The following is a 15,259-nucleotide window of genomic DNA, read 5'->3' as shown; positions in this document are numbered from 1 at the left end:
CTGCGCCGGGCTTGCGATCGCCGCTGGCGCCAATGACGGCGACCCGCTGCACCCGGCTGCGCCGGGCTTGCGATCGCCGCTGGCGCCAATGACGGCGACCCGCTGCACCCGGCTGCGCCGGGCTTGCGATCGCCTTAACGCCGGAACTGGTTGAGTGCGCGCATCTTGTTGGTCACGTCCAGTGCGGCGACCTTATAAGCCTCGGAGAAGGTCGGGTAGTTGAACACCGCGTCGACCAGGTAGTCGACGGTCCCGCCGCACCCCATCACGGCCTGCCCGATGTGCACCATCTCGGTAGCACTGGTGCCGAAGATGTGCGCGCCGAGGAGCTTGCGGTCGACTGTGGACACCAGCAGCTTGAGCATGCCGTAGGAGTCGCCGGCGATCTGACCACGGGCCAGTTCGCGGTACCGGCATACGCCCACCTCGTAGGGGATCGACTCCTTGGTCAGTTCGACCTCGGTCTTGCCGACGTAGGACACCTCAGGAATGGAATAGATCCCGATCGGCTGCAGTGCTCCGAGTTGTTCCGCCGGTTCCCCGAACGCGTGATAGGCCGCCAGTCGGCCCTGGTCCATCGAGGTTGCCGCCAGCGCTGGAAACCCGATCACGTCGCCCACTGCGAAAATGTGGTCGACCTTGGTCCGGAATTCGTCGTCGACGAAAAGCCTTCCGCGCGAGTCGGGTTCGAGCCCCGCGTTGTCCAGAGCCAGATGCTCGGTCTGGCCCTCTCGGCCGGCGGAGTACATCACCGTTTCGGCGGGAATCTGCTTGCCGCTGCCCAGGGTGGTGACGGTGCCTGAAGCGCCGACCTCGACGGCAGTCACCTCCTCACCGAACCGGAAAGTGACCGCCAGGTCGCGCAGGTGGAACTTGAGCGCTTCGATGATCTCGGGGTCGCAGAAGTCCAGCATGTTTTCGCGCTTTTCCACGACGGTGACCTTGGTGCCCAACGCGGCGAACATCGACGCGTACTCGATGCCGATCACCCCCGCGCCGACCACAACCATCGACGCCGGAAGGGATTTGAGGTCCAGGATGCCGTCCGAGTCCAGCACCCGGCTTTCGTCGAACGCGACGCCGGACGGCCGCACCGGTTTTGTGCCGGTGGCTATGACGATGTAGTCGCCGCTGACCGTCACCCGCTCGCCCTGGGCGTCCTCCTCGACCAGGACAGTGTGCGGATCGACGAAGCGTCCGTGCCCCAGCACCAGGTCGATCCGGTTGCGCATCAGTTGCGACCGCACCACATCAACCTGCTTGCCGATCACGTGCTGGGTCCGTGCCAGCAGGTCGGCTGGGGTGATCTTGTCTTTGACCCGGTAGCTTGCGCCGTATAGCTCGCGCTGACTCATCCCGGTCAGGTAGACGACCGCCTCGCGCAGGGTTTTCGAGGGAATCGTTCCGGTGTTGACGCAGACCCCACCGACCATCCGGCCACGCTCGACGATCGCGACCGACTTGCCTAATTTTGCCGCGGCAATGGCGGCCTTCTGGCCGCCGGGCCCGGATCCGATAACGACCAAGTCGTACTCGCGCATCGAAGTCATGTGTAGACGATAGAGCCAACAGTTGTGACTTTCTCCACAAGGTTGCGTCTGATTCCGGTTGCGTGAGTACGGATTGACGGTGCCTGTCGTCAGCGTTGACGCCATGACGAGCCATCAACCTGACTTCGACCTGAATCGACCCAGCGCCCTCATTGCCGCCCTGCCTGCGATCCTCGGGTTTGTCCCGGAGAAATCGCTGGTTGTGGTGTCGCTGGAAGACGGCGGACTCGGGGCGGTGCTGCGCGCCGACCTGTCCGCCGAACTCGCTGACCGCGCCGAAGAAATCGCGGAGGTTGCCGCAGCGGCGGAACCGGATGCCGCGATCGTGGTGATCGTCGACTCCGACGGCGCGCAGTGTCCGGTGTGCAACGAGGAGTACCGGCGATTGTGTGACGGGATCACCGACGCGCTGGCTCGCTTCGGCATCGAACGGTACGCGGCGCATGTGGTTGACCAGATCGCTCCGGGCGGACGGTGGCACTGCATCGACGGCTGCGGCGCAGGCGGCGAGATCGACGATCCGTCGGCCTCGCCACTGGCGGCGGCGGCGGTGGTGGAAGGCCGGCGCCTCTATCCGCGGCGGGCCGACCTGCAGGCGGTGATCGCGGTCGACTCCGCCCGCAGCGCAGCGGTATCTGTTGCCCTGCAGGAAGCGGTGGCGACGCGCGAGATCGCCCATCGCGCCGATCCGGCGGGGTGCAGCCGCGGCGATGTGGAGAGAGCGATGGCGGCCGCCACCCGGATGCTGGACGGAAAGCCACTGTCTCACAACGAGGTTGCTCAGTTAGGCTGCGCGCTGCGCGACATACGGGTGCGTGACACGTTGTACGCGCTTGCCGTCGGCGAGAACGCCGGTGCGGCCGAGTCGTTGTGGGCACTACTGGCACGCCTGTTGCCGCCGCCCTGGCGGGTCGAAGCGCTGGTGTTGCTGGCGTTCAGCGCTTACGTGCGTGGCGACGGCCCGCTGGCGGGAGTGTCATTGGAGGCCGCACTGCGCTGCGATCCGGACCATCGGATGGCCGGCATGCTGGACACGGCCCTGCAATCGGGTATGCGGCCCAACGACATTCGCGAGCTGGCCGGCACCGGTTATCGGCTGGCCGAACAACTCGGCGTGCGATTACCGCCGCGACAGACGTCCGGCCGACGGGCAGGGTAGGTGCGCGACGTGGTGGTGCGCAGTTCAGACCTTTTCGACCTTGACCGCATGCGCCATTTCGTGTGGCAGGGTGACGTTCTCGTGGCCGGGGATGACGATGGTGACTCCGGCGCCCGACCCGGTCTCGACCGTGACTCGTGCGTTGGGCACCACTCCGGCGTCTTTGAGGCGGGTGATCAGGTCGATGTCGCCTTGGACATGTTCGGTCAATTGGCGCACCACGACGGCGACGGGAGATCCGGGCGGCAACTCGGTCAGCCGGACCAGGTTGGCGTCATCGGCGAACTCGGACCCGACGCCGAGGTCCAACAAACCCGGGATGGGGTTGCCGAACGGCGATGTCGTCGGGTTGTTGAGCACCTTGACCAGCCGACGCTCGACGTCCTCGCTCATCACGTGCTCCCAGCGGCACGCCTCGGCGTGCACCTCTTCCCACGGCAGCCCGATCACATCGACCAGCAGGCGTTCGGCGAGGCGGTGCTTGCGCATCACGGCGACGGCAAGGGCACGTCCCTTGTCGGTGAGCTCCAGGTGGCGGTCGCCCGCGACGCGGAGCAGTCCATCGCGCTCCATCCGGGACACGGTCTGGCTGACCGTAGGCCCGCTCTGCTCCAGTCGTTCGGCGATCCGGGCACGCAACGGCGTCACGCCCTCTTCTTCGAGGTCGTAGATGGTCCGCAGGTACATCTCGGTGGTATCAACCAGGTCGTTCATTCAGCATCCTCCGTTGCCGCCGAGTCTACTTCGCCAGCCGCGCGAGTGGTTCGCGCAAAACGCTCCACCGCAGCAGTATGCCCGCCGCGCTTGCGCGGCGGGCACACCGTCTCCTCCAAAGCTTGCCAAACTATCCTGGCTGCGCCTCAGCTGGCTTGCACCTCAACTGGCGTAGGACCGCAGACGATCGGCCCGCTCGCCATGGCGAAGCTTGCCCATCACGTCGCGCTCGATCTGGCGGACCCGCTCGCGGGACAGCCCGAACAGCTTGCCGATCTGGTCCAGGGTGCGCGGTTGGCCGTCGTCGAGACCGAAGCGCAGCCGGATCACCTGATGCTCGCGCTCGTCGAGAGTGGCCAGCACACTGCGGATGTCGGTGTGCAGCAGTTCGGCGATAACCGCGTTCTCGGCGGACATTGCTTCGGCGTCTTCGATGAAGTCGCCCAAGGGTGCCTCTTCCTCCGAACCAACCGGCATGTCCAAGCTCACCGGGTCCCGGCTGTGCTCGAGCAAGTCGTTGATCTTCTCGACCGGGATGCCGGACTCCTCGGCGAGTTCCTCGTCGGACGCCTCACGGCCCAGGTTCTGGTGCATCTCTCGCTTGATCCGGGCCAGCTTGTTGACCTGCTCAACCAGGTGGACGGGAAGTCGGATGGTGCGGCTCTGATCAGCCATCCCGCGGGTGATGGCCTGCCGGATCCACCAGGTGGCGTACGTCGAGAACTTGAATCCCTTTGCGTAGTCGAACTTTTCCATGGCGCGGATCAAACCCAGGTTCCCCTCCTGGATGAGGTCCAGCAGCGGCATGCCCCGCCCGGTGTAGCGCTTGGCCAGCGACACCACCAGACGCAGGTTCGCTTCCAGCAGGTGACGACGGGCCGCCTCGCCGTCGCGCACAACTGCCGCCAGATCGCGTTTCCGGTTCTCGCCGAGGCGTTTCCGGGTCTGCAACAGGTGCTCGGCATACAGCCCGGCCTCGATGCGCTTGGCCAGTTCGACTTCGTCGGCGGCGTTGAGCAACGCCGTCTTGCCGATACCGTTCAAATACACGCGCACCAAGTCCGCCGCTGGGCTCTGAGCATCCAGATCGCCGTCGAAGCGACTTGCGGTGGCATTCGCCATTACGCCCTCCCGATTGGCTTGTCTTGACATGTGGTTTAACGAGAAGCCCGCCGAAAGAGTTCCCACGGGATCGTCATCTCACACGCTTTGACGTGCACAAATACGGCGGCGACCTGAGAATGTCCTGAGAAGTAGCGCGAGTGGACGCTTAGTCCGGTGGTGCGACCGGCTATGGCCGGCGTCGCCGCGCTTGCGATCGCGTCTAGTCGTAACCGTCGGCGTCGATGACCCGTGGATCCGGCTGCGGTGCCGGCTGCCGCCGCGGTTCGAGCACTGGTCGCTCCGCGGTCGGGAACAGCGGCGTGCGATACCGGGGTTTGTCGAAACGGCGCGGCTCGTCGGTGCTACGCGGGGGACGGTCATTGGCGATCAGCACTGCCATCCACGGCAGCGGTATCGACGCGGCGATGATCAGTAGGCAGATCAGGCCGTTGTGCCAGGCGCCGTAGGCGAAGGCCGCAAGCAGCAGCGCGGGAATGCGGAACGCCATGAGGGTCAGGTATTTACGCACCCGCGCTCGGTGCTGCACCTCGTAGGAGGTTGCAGCAGCAGTGATCAATACCGGGCGACCGTCGACACCGAAGTCATCAGAGTCATCGAGAGCCGGCTCGGAGCCGCGCTTCATACTTCTACTGTGGCACACCGAGAACTATTTCGTTTCGCCGGTGTCAGGCGGCAGGTCAGGAGGGCAGAATGTCAGGGATGGACACCCAGACGATCGAACGTACCGACGCTGAAGAGCGCGTCGACGACGGCACCGGCAGCGATACACCCAAGTTCTTCCACTACGTCAAGAAGGACAAGATCGCCGAGAGCGCGGTTATGGGCAACCACGTAGTCGCACTGTGCGGAGAGGTATTTCCTGTCACCCGCGCGGCCAAGCCGGGCTCGCCGGTGTGCCCCGACTGCAAGCAGATTTACGAGCACCTCAAGAGGGGCTGATCACGTCTTCGGTTCTGCGGCAGCGGTATCCGGGGCGGCCGCCGGCTGCGGAGGCTCCGGATCGCTGGTGCTCCTAAGGCCGGCGGTACGACTGACCAGCCAGTTGCGCAGTCGGTGCGCGTGCGTTGCGGGTGCCGGCCACTCCTCCTGAATCGCGGCGTTCAGTTCGGCGCCGATCATGATCGAGAAGCCCCCGAAGAACGCGAACAGCAGGAACGCGATCGGAGTGGCCAGCGCTCCGTAGGTGTAGCCGGTGTTGCCAATCCATCGCAGGTAAAACCGCAGGCCCAGGGCGGCGATCAGGAACACCACCGTGGCTAGCACCGTGCCGGGGATCAGCCGGTGTGTCGGCAACGGCACCGGTAGGGCGACCCGGTACAGCACGGTCACTCCGGCCATTAGGCCCAGGATCAACGCCGGGTAGTAGCCGTAGTGCAGCAGGTTCGACATCCCTTCCGAGATGTGTTCGCTGACCTTGCGGGGTCCGACCACTGCGACCGGCGCGGTGACGACCACAAACACCAGCATCAAGATGTACAAGAACAACGCAAAGAAGCGCTGCCGTACCGGATGGCGCAACGGAGTCTGATCGTGGGCATCGACCACCGCGTCGACGAACGACGAGACCGCCGAAGATCCTGCCCACAGCGAGATCAGGAAACCCACCGACACCACCTCGCCGCCGGCGGTGGCGGTGATGTCACGGATGGTCGGTTCGATGATCTCGTTGACGACGTTGGGCGAGAACAGGCCCCGCACGGCCGACAAGACGCTCTTGATGATCGACGACAGTGTGTCGTCGCCGAACAGCGGAGCGACGTAAGCCAGCGCCCCCAGCGTTCCCAACAGCAGTGGCGGGGTGGAAAGGCAGGTCCAAAAACCCGCTTCGGCCGACTCGGAGAAAATCGAGTCGTCCCAAGATTTTGCCAACGTCCTACGGCTTATCCGCAAGATGTGGTGGCGAGATGGTTTCGGGACCCGGTCGCTCATTCCGTCCAGCATTGCCGATCGCGGCGCGGACTGCCGACATTGGCGCGCCCGGGCGAGTTCGGCGACTTACTCTGCGCTGACCTCCAGCACAGCCGCCAGCTCGATCAGCTTGGCCTCGTGCTCGTTGGCGTGATGGCGGCAGAACAGGAGCTCGGCTCCGGATGGCAGCGTGGCCCGTACCCGAGCGGCTGCGCTGCAACGGTCGCAGCGGTCAGCTCGAGTCAACTCGGGACTGGTCAGAGTTGCGTTCATGGCTCCTCCGTTCTGGCGGTATCTTCACTTTCTCAGACGTTCGAAGTTTTCGCCTTGTTCCCTGAGCGTTATCGGGTGTGTCGTTTCTCACGAATATTCGCCCAAAAATCGGGCAGGGTGCTTGGCATGCCGTCTGCTCCAACACCGCTGGTCCGTTTATGTTCCGAGGAAGAGTGGACGGCCGCCCAGGCGACCGGCTGGATCCAACCCGAGGCGTCCGGTCCGGACGGCGGGCCGGGCGAGAATTTCGTCCACCTGTCGACCGTCGAGCAGGTGCACCTGCCCGCGAACCGGCTCTACGCCGGCCGCCGCGACATGGTCCTGCTGTACGTCGATGCAGCAGCCCTCGACTCACCTGTGCGGTGGGAACCGGGTGTGCCGACAGACCCCGAATCGATGGTCTTTCCACACCTGTACGGCCCGCTGCCGATAGCGGCCGTCACCAGGGCCGTCCTCTACCCGCCGGAGGCCGACGGCAGCTTCCCGGCGCTTGTGGGCCGCCAGACGGCTGGCTAGATGTCGGTGGGGGAGGTGACAACCGCGTCGACCTCGATCTCCACCGACAGCTCGGGTGCGATCAGCGCCGAAACCTCGAGCATGGTGGCCACCGGACGGATGTCGCCGAACACCTCGGCGTGCACCGCGCCTACTTCGCGCCAGCTGGAAATGTCGGTCACATAAATGCGGGTTCGAACCACGTCCGACAGCGTCGCCCCGGCCTGTGCGAGTGCAACCTCGATACGGCGCAGCGCATCCCGCGTCTGTGCGGCCGGGTTGTCGCCGCTGCCCGTTGTGCCCGCCACCGCCACATGAGGGCCGACGCGCACCGCGCGCGAGTAACCGACAACTGGTTCGAAGTCGGAGTCGGACGAGACATTGATGCGCCAGCCAGACATCTGGTCACCGTACGAGATCCTTTACCCGCGTCGCCGCAGCTGGTAGCAGTGCTGGTGTGGGTCTATTGGCCGGCGCCCGCTCTGCTGCGCTCATCATGCTCGCGTTGCCGACGTTGATCACCGGCTGCCTGGGCTCGAGTCAGTCCTCGAACCCGGGCATCAATGACGAGGTACGCGACGGTCACTTCGCGTTCATCGTCACCGCGATCAATGTGGGCGTGCCCAAGACCGGTAACCGGACCGCGGACGGCACTTTCGTGGTCGTCAACCTGATGGTCAAGAACGTCAGCGGCGCGCCTCGGGCCTTCTACTGCCAGAACCAGACGCTCAGAGACTTTGCGGGCAAGAAGTACGACGACGCGGTCAATCTCAACAGTCGGGAAGACCGCGTCAACGTCGATCCCGGCGCTCAGCTGCACATCACGTGTGCGTTCGACGTGCCGCGAGGCGCGCTGCCGGGCGCCATTGAGCTGCGGGATTCGCCGTACACCCGGGGTGTGCGAGTGACGCTGTTGGCCGGGAGCTAGAGGCGGCGGGTAGCGACCGGTCGGACTTAGTCCAGGTAGTCGCGCAGCACCTGCGAGCGGCTCGGGTGCCGCAGCTTGGACATCGTCTTGGATTCGATCTGGCGAATCCGCTCACGGGTCACCCCGTAGACCTGACCGATCTCGTCGAGGGTGCGGGGCTGGCCGTCAGTCAGACCGAAGCGCAGCCGGACCACCCCGGCCTCGCGCTCGGACAGCGTGTCCAGCACCGACTGCAGCTGGTCTTGCAGCAGGGTGAACGACACGGCATCCACCGCGACGACTGCTTCGCTGTCTTCGATGAAGTCACCCAGCTGGCTGTCGCCCTCGTCGCCGATCGTCTGGTCCAGCGAGATGGGCTCACGGGCGTACTGCTGGATCTCCAGCACCTTCTCCGGCGTGATGTCCATTTCCTTGGCAAGCTCTTCAGGAGTGGGCTCGCGGCCCAGGTCCTGCAGTAGCTCACGCTGGATCCGGCCCAGCTTGTTGATTACCTCGACCATGTGCACCGGAATACGGATGGTGCGGGCCTGATCGGCCATGGCGCGGGTGATTGCCTGGCGAATCCACCAAGTGGCGTAGGTGGAGAACTTGTAGCCCTTGGTGTAGTCGAACTTCTCGACCGCGCGGATCAGACCCAGGTTGCCCTCCTGGATGAGGTCGAGGAAGGCCATGCCGCGGCCGGTGTAGCGCTTGGCCAGCGAAACCACCAGACGCAGGTTGGCTTCCAGCAGATGGTTTTTCGCCCGATCGCCATCCCGGCAGATCCACAGCATGTCGCGACGCTGGGCGGCGGGCAGCTTCTCGCCACGGTCCGTCATCTCCAGCATCAGCTGAGTCGCGTACAGGCCGGCCTCGATCCGCTTGGCCAGCTCGACCTCTTCTTCGGCGTTGAGCAGTGCCACCTTGCCGATTTGCTTCAGGTAGGCGCGCACGGAGTCGGCGGAAGCGGTGAGCTCGGCGTCCTTACGGGCCTGGCGCAGCGCCTCGGACTCGTCCTCGTCCCAGACGAAATCTCCCGAAGCCTTGTCCTTGTCGGTGGGCTCGGTGATCTCCTCTTCGTCCTCGCCGGACTTGGCCGCGGGGGCGGCTTCGCCGTCCTCGCCCTCGGTAACCTCGACCGCAACCTCCTCGGCGTCGGTCGCCTCTTCGACCAATTCGTCGAGGACGAGGTCGCCGGCGTCGATCTCCAGGTCGTCTACCGGCACCACGTCGAGTTCGGTGTCGAGTTCCCCGGCGCCGAGAACAACGTCATCGCCTGCGGCGTCGCCATCTTTGGCCCCCGCCGCGGGTGCCTTTGCGGGGGCCTTGGCGCGAGCCTTCCGAGGAGCTTCTCCGGGCGCCGCGGCGGTCTTGGTGGCCTGCTTGGCGGGTGCGCCGCCGTTGGCGGCTTTGGCCGGTGCGCGCTTGGCGGGAGGCTTCGTGGCGGTGCGTTTCACCGGCTCATCGGTCGCCGGAGTTGCCTTAATCGCTGCCACATATACCCCTTTGGTTGGACGCACTTTCGGTGGGCTTGGGCATGGGCGACCGAAAGTGTCTGCTATGTCGAATGTCGGCGTTTGATATCAGCGTGAGTACTCGCGCGCTATCGGGTTGGGCGGCCGCCGTTGACCATTGTAACTTCACCACGCACCCGTCTTAGCCGAGCAGACGAATTTCAGTGCGTCACGTCGCCCACTGATGCCATAGCCGCACCGACGATTCCGGCCGCGTTCTGCAGCGTGGCCGGTACGACGGGGGTGCGGTTTTCCAATAAGTGGATCCATTTGTCGGCCTTGCGGCTGATGCCGCCGCCGGCGATGAACAAGTCGGGCCAGATCGCGTTCTCGACGGCGACCAGCACTTTGGTCACCTGCTTCGTCCACTTCTCCCAGCTCCACTCGTTGCGTTCCTTCACCGACGACGCAGCCCGGTGCTCGGCCTCTTTGCCGCCGACTTCCAGGTGGCCGAATTCGGTGTTGGGGATCAGCTTCCCGTTGTGAATGACCGCCGATCCGATGCCGGTCCCGAACGTGAGTAGTACGACCAGGCCGGAGTGTCCTTGGCCTGCCCCATAGCGCTCCTCGGCCAGTCCGGCCGCGTCCGCGTCGTTGAGGATCGTGACGTCTTGGCCGTTGAGTTCGGCGCTGATGATGTCGCGGGCATTGGTTCCGATCCACGCCTTGTCGACGTTGGCGGCCGTCCGCACAATGCCGTGGGTGACGACACCGGGATAGGTCACGCCCAGTGGGCCGGTCCATCCGAAACCGTTTACTACTTCGGCGATGCTCTTGGCGACCGCCGCCGGGGTGGCGGGTTGTGGCGTCAGGACTTTGATCCGGTCGCCGATCATCGCGCCGGTGTCCAGATCGATGATCGCGCCCTTGATTCCGCTGCCGCCGACGTCGATTCCGAACCCTCGACGTTGCGTCACTGCTGTCTCATTTTCGGTGGCTGTGTCGGTCCCAGAGACGGTGTTTGTCATCGGAATCTCCTCGGCGAGACGTGGTGGGTTTGCTCACCTTAGCGACCAACTGTGGACGGCTGGGTTGCGCCCGTTGCCAAGTCGCCGACTGTGGTCGGATAGAGGCGTGACACGACCCGACAACCTGCCCGCGCGGCTGCGTTCGGTGGCTGAATCCGTGGCCACTGAGGCGGCCGCATTCGTGCGTCACCGACGCGCCGAGGTCTTCGGCCCCGGGATCAGTCGCGGCATCGACGCGGTTCGCGCCAAGACCACGCCGACCGACCCGGTGACCGTCGTCGACACCGAAACCGAATGGCTGCTCCGCGAGAGGTTGGCTCGACTTCGCCCCGGCGACCCGATTCTCGGCGAGGAGGGTGGCGGCCCGGCGGCGCCTGGGGGAGGAGCCGACGACCCGGACGGCAAGGTCACCTGGGTGCTCGACCCGATCGACGGGACGGTGAATTTCGTCTACGGCATCCCGGCTTACGCGGTTTCGGTCGGTGCGCAGGTCGGTGGTGTTTCGGTGGCCGGCGCGGTGGCCGATGTCGTCGGAGGCCGGGTCTACTCGGCGGCCCACGGGCTCGGCGCGAGCGTCACCGACGAACGCGGCACCCGCGCGCTGCGGTGTACGACCGTCGAGGATCTGTCGATGGCGTTGCTCGGTACGGGATTCGGCTATGCGCCGGCGCGCCGCGTCCGTCAGGCCGAGGTGCTGTCCCGGATGCTGCCGGTGGTCCGCGATGTGCGCCGCATCGGTTCCGCGGCGCTGGACCTGTGCATGGTTGCGGCGGGCCAGCTCGATGCCTACTACGAGCACGGACTGCAGGTGTGGGACCGCGCGGCGGGCGCCCTGATCGCGGCCGAGGCAGGCGCGCGCGTGGTGCTGCCGGCGGCGAACGTGACTGGTGCCGGCGTGGTGGTCGCCGCCGCGCCCGGCATCGCGGATCAGTTACTGGCGGCGTTGCAGCAAGCCGGCGGTCTCGATCCGATCGTGGACTGAGCTAGCAACTGCTGGCGTGAATCTTTGCCAGCAGCGTGTGATCGGCCGGCTCGGTGGCGCCCGGACGCAGGGTGGCCAACACCGAGTCGATGTTGTCGTTGTGCGCCAGCGAGCTGAAATCGGTGCCGAGGACGAGGTCGACGGAGTCGTCGCCCCGATTGTCGTGGAACAGCTCGGTGCACGGGGCCACCAGCCACAGCGCAGCGGCGGTGGCTTGTCCCGCGGTGCCGAAACGGATTTGCCCCTGGCAGGTCATCCGGGTGCCGGCGTAGACGGGGTCGTTGGCGGACGTCGGTTGCGGGAAGCCGAGATCCTGCAAGGCGCCGGCGATGTCGCCGGCTTGGCCGCCACGCCCGCTCGCGTTGAGGACGCGGACCTTGGTGTCGGCCAGTTTGGCGGGTGTGACATCGATCATGTCGGTCCGCGACACCTGCTCCCCGAGCTTGGTCGGGGTCGCAGTTCCGGTCGGCTCGGGGGGCGGGTTGCACACCGCGACCTCGTGGACGTCCGTCGGCCTGGTCAGTGCGACCGTCCAGACCACGCCGGTCATCACGACCAGGAAAATCACAACGATGATGCCCGGCCGGGGGTTGCGTCGCCGGAAGGGCCTACCGTGTTTGTCGAAGGCGGTACCCTCGGTAATGTGTGCGACCACACGTGCACTCTAATCGCACGGTAATCGCACCGGTTGTGGCCGAGTTCAAGGGCTAATACAAGGGTGTGACGTAAATCACACCGAATTCACCCGCAATGTGGGCACGAATCGTTGGATGCAGGCGTTCGACGCTGGTACAAAGCGATCCTTGACTTTGATGAGGCTCTGAGGGGATTGGACGGGTAATAGAGAGATGCCTACCGACTATGACGCTCCACGGCGTACCGAAACTGACGATGTTTCGGAAGATTCGCTGGAGGAGCTCAAAGCGCGACGGAACGAGGCGGCCTCGGCCGTAGTCGACGTCGACGAATCCGAATCTGCTGAGTCTTTCGAGCTGCCTGGTGCCGACCTGTCTGGCGAAGAGCTGTCGGTGCGCGTTATCCCCAAGCAGGCTGACGAGTTCACCTGCTCGAGCTGCTTCTTGGTGCAGCACCGCAGCCGACTGGCCAGTGAGAAGAGCGGCGTGATGATCTGTACGGACTGCGCAGCCTGATCGATCAGCTACGCAATGCCGACAGCACCCGCTCCGGGTGACGGCAGCTCACCAGCCAGTACGGCGTCGGGTCGTCGGGGTCCTCGAGGACCAGCAGAACCATCGGGCCTACCCAGGCCCGGTGCACGACAAAAGCTGCCGGGTCGAGCTGGCGGCCCAGTGCTGCGGATTTCGCAGTACGCGCTATCTCGACGGATCGCGCGATAACCGTGACGGGCAGATGCGCTTCTCCGGCCCACAGTTCGATGTGGCCGTCGTGGGCGGTGACCCGGATCTCGAGACGACCCAGCCATAGCAAGGCGCCGGTCGCCACGGTGAACAGCGTCGCGTACGGCAACCAGTCGGGTAGCGACCGCACACCCAGGTTGACTTCGAACGAAATGAGCGCTGCGAGAGCGAATCCCAGAGGCCACCACCACAGGGGAACCCACAATCGCTCTCGATATCGCAGGCTCTGCGGCGCGACGCGCGTGTCTGACACGCGGTCAAGGGTAATCTGTGCCCCCGTGTCGAACAGTCTGTCCAGCCGCCTAGCCATAGTGCGTCTCGACCCGGAACTCCCGCTGCCCAGCCGGGCTCATGCGGGCGACGCCGGGGTTGATCTCTTCAGTGCCGAAGACGTCGAGCTGGCGCCCGGGCATCGAGCCCTGGTGCGCACGGGTATCGCTGTCGCGATTCCGTTCGGCATGGTCGGCTTGGTCCATCCGCGCTCCGGGCTGGCGTACCGCGTCGGACTTTCCATCGTCAACACTCCCGGCACCATCGACGCGGGATATCGTGGCGAGATCAAGGTCGCGCTGATCAACCTCGACCCCACCACGCCGATTGTGGTGAGTCGCGGCGACCGTATCGCCCAACTACTGGTGCAGCGGATCGAGTTAGTCGAGTTGGTTGAGGTCTCGTCTTTCGATGAGGCCGGGCTGGCCCAAACATCCCGTGGCGACGGCGGTCACGGTTCCTCCGGCGGACATGCGAGTTTGTGATGGCATTTGGTAGACGCAAGGACAACACCTCGGGCGCGCCGGCTGACGATGACGCTGCGAGGGACACCGTGAAGGACGACCCGAAAGCCTCAGTCAGGGATGCCGTTCACTCCGCGGCCGACGACGAGCTCGAAGGCCCGTTCGACATCGAGGACTTCGATGACCCGGCGGATGCCGAGGTGGCCCGACTCGACCTGGGGTCGGTGCTGATCCCGATGCCGGCGGCCGGCCAGGTGCAGGTCGAACTGACCGAGACCGGCGTCCCCAGCGCGGTGTGGGTCGTCACCCCCAGCGGCCGCTTCACCATTGCGGCCTACGCGGCACCCAAGACCGCGGGCCTGTGGCGCGAAGTGGCCAGCGAGCTCGCCGAATCGCTGCGCAAGGACTCGGCGAAGGTCTCCATTAAGGACGGCCCGTGGGGGCGCGAAGTAGTGGGCACCGCCGCTGGGGTGGTGCGCTTCATCGGCGTCGACGGCTACCGCTGGATGATCCGCTGCGTGGTCAACGGACCGCACGAGACCATCGACGCCCTGACCGACGAAGCCCGCGAGGCGCTCGCAGACACCGTGGTTCGCCGCGGCGACACACCGCTGCCGGTACGGACGCCGCTGGCGGTGCAACTGCCGGAGCCCATGGTGCAGCAGTTGCGGGAAGCCTCAGCGGCCCAGGAAGCGGCCCAGAATGCGGCCGAGCAGGGACCTGACGAGGCCGCCACGCCCGAGCCGACCGATGCGCCGGTGGCGCGTCGTAGCGCTGAAGGATCGGCGATGCAGCAGCTGCGCAGCACATCCACCGGCGGCTAGTTCGTCTCGGCAAGGGCGGCTACGCCGGCTGCGCCCAAGGCGGCGGCATCCTCGCCGATCTCCTGCAGCGCCACCGTACGCAGCGCAGCGCGGGGTGCGGCGGCTGCCCAGTCGACTCCGATCTGCAAGGGGTGGATCGGGTCATCGACCGCGGCAACCACGCCCAGCGGCGGAGCAAGGGCAGCCAGCTCGGTGCGGCTGGGGGCCGCATAGGCGGCAGCCTCTTCCATGGCCTGCGGCAGGTGCGGCCACTGACCCCGCCAGGAACGGGCCAGTTCGTCGGCCAACCAGGGCGGGCTCGAAGCTCGCATCTGTGATGTCGTCGTCTGCAGACCGTCACGACGCAACTGCAAGGCCGTGTAGCGGGCGGCGATCGCGGCAGGAGCGGCGCTCGAATCCCCGTTCCAGGGCGGCAGCGCCGCCAACACGGCCACGGTCTGCTCGGGGTGCTCCAGAGCCCATCGGGCGGCCACTACCGCACCGATCGAAACGCCGCCGACGATGATTGCGCCACCTTCTGCGGAAGCCAGGGCGGAATCCAATGCGGCCACGTAACCGTCGATCAATCGGTCGGGTTGGGGTGCGGGTGTGATCAACACCGCACCGGCGTCCCGCAGCGGACCGGAAAATGCCCGGTAGACGTAGTTATCGTCGGATCCAGTGCCTGGCAACAACACGGTTGTGACACCACGCAAGTCGACAGTCACATTCCCATAGTGCCCGGTAG

General features: G+C 65.7%; 20 protein-coding genes. 8 read left to right on the top strand and 12 right to left on the bottom strand.

Features of this window, described 5'->3' with window-relative positions; translation table 11 throughout:
* Positions 1 to 134 precede the first annotated feature (134 nt).
* Positions 135 to 1,541 carry a Si-specific NAD(P)(+) transhydrogenase gene (sthA, locus tag ACZY1I_RS19040; protein WP_463756301.1) on the bottom strand — a complete coding sequence of 469 codons (1,407 nt, stop codon included), beginning with the start codon at positions 1,539 to 1,541 and terminating at the stop codon, positions 135 to 137.
* A 112-nt stretch (positions 1,542 to 1,653) separates the two neighbouring features.
* Between sthA and ACZY1I_RS19035 the strand changes: the two genes are divergently transcribed.
* Positions 1,654 to 2,709, top strand: a complete 1,056-nt coding sequence (locus ACZY1I_RS19035; protein WP_463756014.1) for a DUF4192 domain-containing protein — start codon at positions 1,654 to 1,656, stop codon at positions 2,707 to 2,709.
* A 24-nt stretch (positions 2,710 to 2,733) separates the two neighbouring features.
* Here ACZY1I_RS19035 and ideR read toward each other — a convergent pair whose 3' ends face one another.
* From ideR to ACZY1I_RS19020, 3 genes are all read right to left on the bottom strand, one after another.
* Positions 2,734 to 3,423, bottom strand: a complete 690-nt coding sequence (ideR, locus tag ACZY1I_RS19030; protein ID WP_463756013.1) for an iron-dependent transcriptional regulator IdeR — start codon at positions 3,421 to 3,423, stop codon at positions 2,734 to 2,736.
* 162 nt (positions 3,424 to 3,585) lie between these two features.
* Positions 3,586 to 4,545 carry a sigma-70 family RNA polymerase sigma factor SigB gene (gene sigB / locus ACZY1I_RS19025; protein WP_463756012.1) on the bottom strand — a complete coding sequence of 320 codons (960 nt, stop codon included), beginning with the start codon at positions 4,543 to 4,545 and terminating at the stop codon, positions 3,586 to 3,588.
* Positions 4,546 to 4,747: 202 nt separating this feature from the next.
* On the bottom strand, positions 4,748 to 5,170 hold the full coding sequence (locus ACZY1I_RS19020; RefSeq protein WP_463756011.1) for a DUF3099 domain-containing protein: 423 nt from the start codon (positions 5,168 to 5,170) through the stop codon (positions 4,748 to 4,750).
* A 77-nt stretch (positions 5,171 to 5,247) separates the two neighbouring features.
* Here ACZY1I_RS19020 and ACZY1I_RS19015 point away from each other — a divergent pair, with 77 nt between their 5' ends.
* On the top strand, positions 5,248 to 5,487 hold the full coding sequence (locus ACZY1I_RS19015) for a DUF3039 domain-containing protein (RefSeq protein ID WP_463756300.1): 240 nt from the start codon (positions 5,248 to 5,250) through the stop codon (positions 5,485 to 5,487).
* On the opposite strand, the gene ACZY1I_RS19010 is transcribed toward ACZY1I_RS19015, so the two are convergent.
* Together ACZY1I_RS19010 and ACZY1I_RS19005 are read right to left on the bottom strand one after the other, a co-directional pair.
* Entirely contained in the window at positions 5,488 to 6,477 is a 990-nt protein-coding gene (locus ACZY1I_RS19010; protein ID WP_463756010.1) for a YihY/virulence factor BrkB family protein, read from the bottom strand.
* A gap of 66 nt (positions 6,478 to 6,543) precedes the next feature.
* Positions 6,544 to 6,729: a DUF7455 domain-containing protein gene (locus ACZY1I_RS19005; protein WP_463756009.1), complete on the bottom strand. Its 186-nt coding sequence runs from the start codon at positions 6,727 to 6,729 to the stop codon at positions 6,544 to 6,546.
* 126 nt (positions 6,730 to 6,855) lie between these two features.
* On the opposite strand from ACZY1I_RS19005, the gene ACZY1I_RS19000 reads away from it, so the two are divergent.
* Entirely contained in the window at positions 6,856 to 7,245 is a 390-nt protein-coding gene (locus tag ACZY1I_RS19000; RefSeq protein WP_463756008.1) for a DUF952 domain-containing protein, read from the top strand.
* Here the strand turns inward: ACZY1I_RS19000 and ACZY1I_RS18995 are convergent.
* A complete protein-coding gene (locus ACZY1I_RS18995; RefSeq protein WP_463756007.1) occupies positions 7,242 to 7,625 on the bottom strand; it encodes a RidA family protein in 384 nt (127 codons plus the stop codon). The two genes, ACZY1I_RS19000 and ACZY1I_RS18995, sit on opposite strands and share 4 nt — an antisense overlap.
* 56 nt (positions 7,626 to 7,681) lie before the next feature.
* Here ACZY1I_RS18995 and ACZY1I_RS18990 point away from each other — a divergent pair, with 56 nt between their 5' ends.
* Positions 7,682 to 8,152 (top strand): DUF4352 domain-containing protein, encoded by a 471-nt coding sequence (locus tag ACZY1I_RS18990; protein WP_463756006.1) that lies wholly within the window; start codon positions 7,682 to 7,684, stop codon positions 8,150 to 8,152.
* 26 nt (positions 8,153 to 8,178) lie between these two features.
* Here the strand turns inward: ACZY1I_RS18990 and ACZY1I_RS18985 are convergent, their stop codons facing one another.
* Positions 8,179 to 9,627, bottom strand: coding sequence for an RNA polymerase sigma factor (locus ACZY1I_RS18985; RefSeq protein WP_463756005.1), 1,449 nt, complete (start codon positions 9,625 to 9,627; stop codon positions 8,179 to 8,181).
* Between the two features lie 179 nt (positions 9,628 to 9,806).
* Complete coding sequence (ppgK, locus tag ACZY1I_RS18980) at positions 9,807 to 10,613, bottom strand: polyphosphate--glucose phosphotransferase (RefSeq protein WP_463756004.1); 807 nt, start codon at positions 10,611 to 10,613, stop codon at positions 9,807 to 9,809.
* 106 nt (positions 10,614 to 10,719) lie between these two features.
* Here ppgK and ACZY1I_RS18975 point away from each other — a divergent pair, with 106 nt between their 5' ends.
* The gene (locus tag ACZY1I_RS18975; RefSeq protein ID WP_463756003.1) at positions 10,720 to 11,595 is read left to right on the top strand and encodes an inositol monophosphatase family protein; all 876 of its coding nucleotides are present in this window, start codon (positions 10,720 to 10,722) and stop codon (positions 11,593 to 11,595) included.
* A 1-nt stretch (position 11,596) separates the two neighbouring features.
* Here ACZY1I_RS18975 and cei read toward each other — a convergent pair whose 3' ends face one another.
* Positions 11,597 to 12,250 carry an envelope integrity protein Cei gene (gene cei / locus ACZY1I_RS18970; protein ID WP_463756002.1) on the bottom strand — a complete coding sequence of 218 codons (654 nt, stop codon included), beginning with the start codon at positions 12,248 to 12,250 and terminating at the stop codon, positions 11,597 to 11,599.
* 193 nt (positions 12,251 to 12,443) lie between these two features.
* Here cei and ACZY1I_RS18965 point away from each other — a divergent pair, with 193 nt between their 5' ends.
* Positions 12,444 to 12,746: a DUF4193 domain-containing protein gene (locus ACZY1I_RS18965; RefSeq protein ID WP_463756001.1), complete on the top strand. Its 303-nt coding sequence runs from the start codon at positions 12,444 to 12,446 to the stop codon at positions 12,744 to 12,746.
* 4 nt (positions 12,747 to 12,750) lie between these two features.
* Here the strand turns inward: ACZY1I_RS18965 and ACZY1I_RS18960 are convergent, their stop codons facing one another.
* Positions 12,751 to 13,227: a DUF3093 domain-containing protein gene (locus ACZY1I_RS18960; RefSeq protein WP_463756000.1), complete on the bottom strand. Its 477-nt coding sequence runs from the start codon at positions 13,225 to 13,227 to the stop codon at positions 12,751 to 12,753.
* A gap of 37 nt (positions 13,228 to 13,264) precedes the next feature.
* On the opposite strand from ACZY1I_RS18960, the gene dut reads away from it, so the two are divergent.
* Both dut and ACZY1I_RS18950 read left to right on the top strand, forming a co-directional pair.
* Entirely contained in the window at positions 13,265 to 13,729 is a 465-nt protein-coding gene (gene dut / locus ACZY1I_RS18955) for a dUTP diphosphatase (protein WP_463756299.1), read from the top strand.
* Positions 13,726 to 14,532 (top strand): DUF3710 domain-containing protein, encoded by an 807-nt coding sequence (locus ACZY1I_RS18950; RefSeq protein WP_463755999.1) that lies wholly within the window; start codon positions 13,726 to 13,728, stop codon positions 14,530 to 14,532. Before dut ends, ACZY1I_RS18950 begins: the two co-directional genes overlap by 4 nt.
* Here ACZY1I_RS18950 and ACZY1I_RS18945 read toward each other — a convergent pair.
* Positions 14,529 to 15,239, bottom strand: coding sequence for an alpha/beta hydrolase (locus ACZY1I_RS18945; protein WP_463755998.1), 711 nt, complete (start codon positions 15,237 to 15,239; stop codon positions 14,529 to 14,531). The genes ACZY1I_RS18950 and ACZY1I_RS18945 overlap by 4 nt on opposite strands.
* Positions 15,240 to 15,259 lie beyond the last annotated feature (20 nt).

This window comes from Mycobacterium sp. IDUB_37 (genome assembly GCF_055419245.1).
This window is presented reverse-complemented; position numbering and strand designations above follow the sequence as displayed.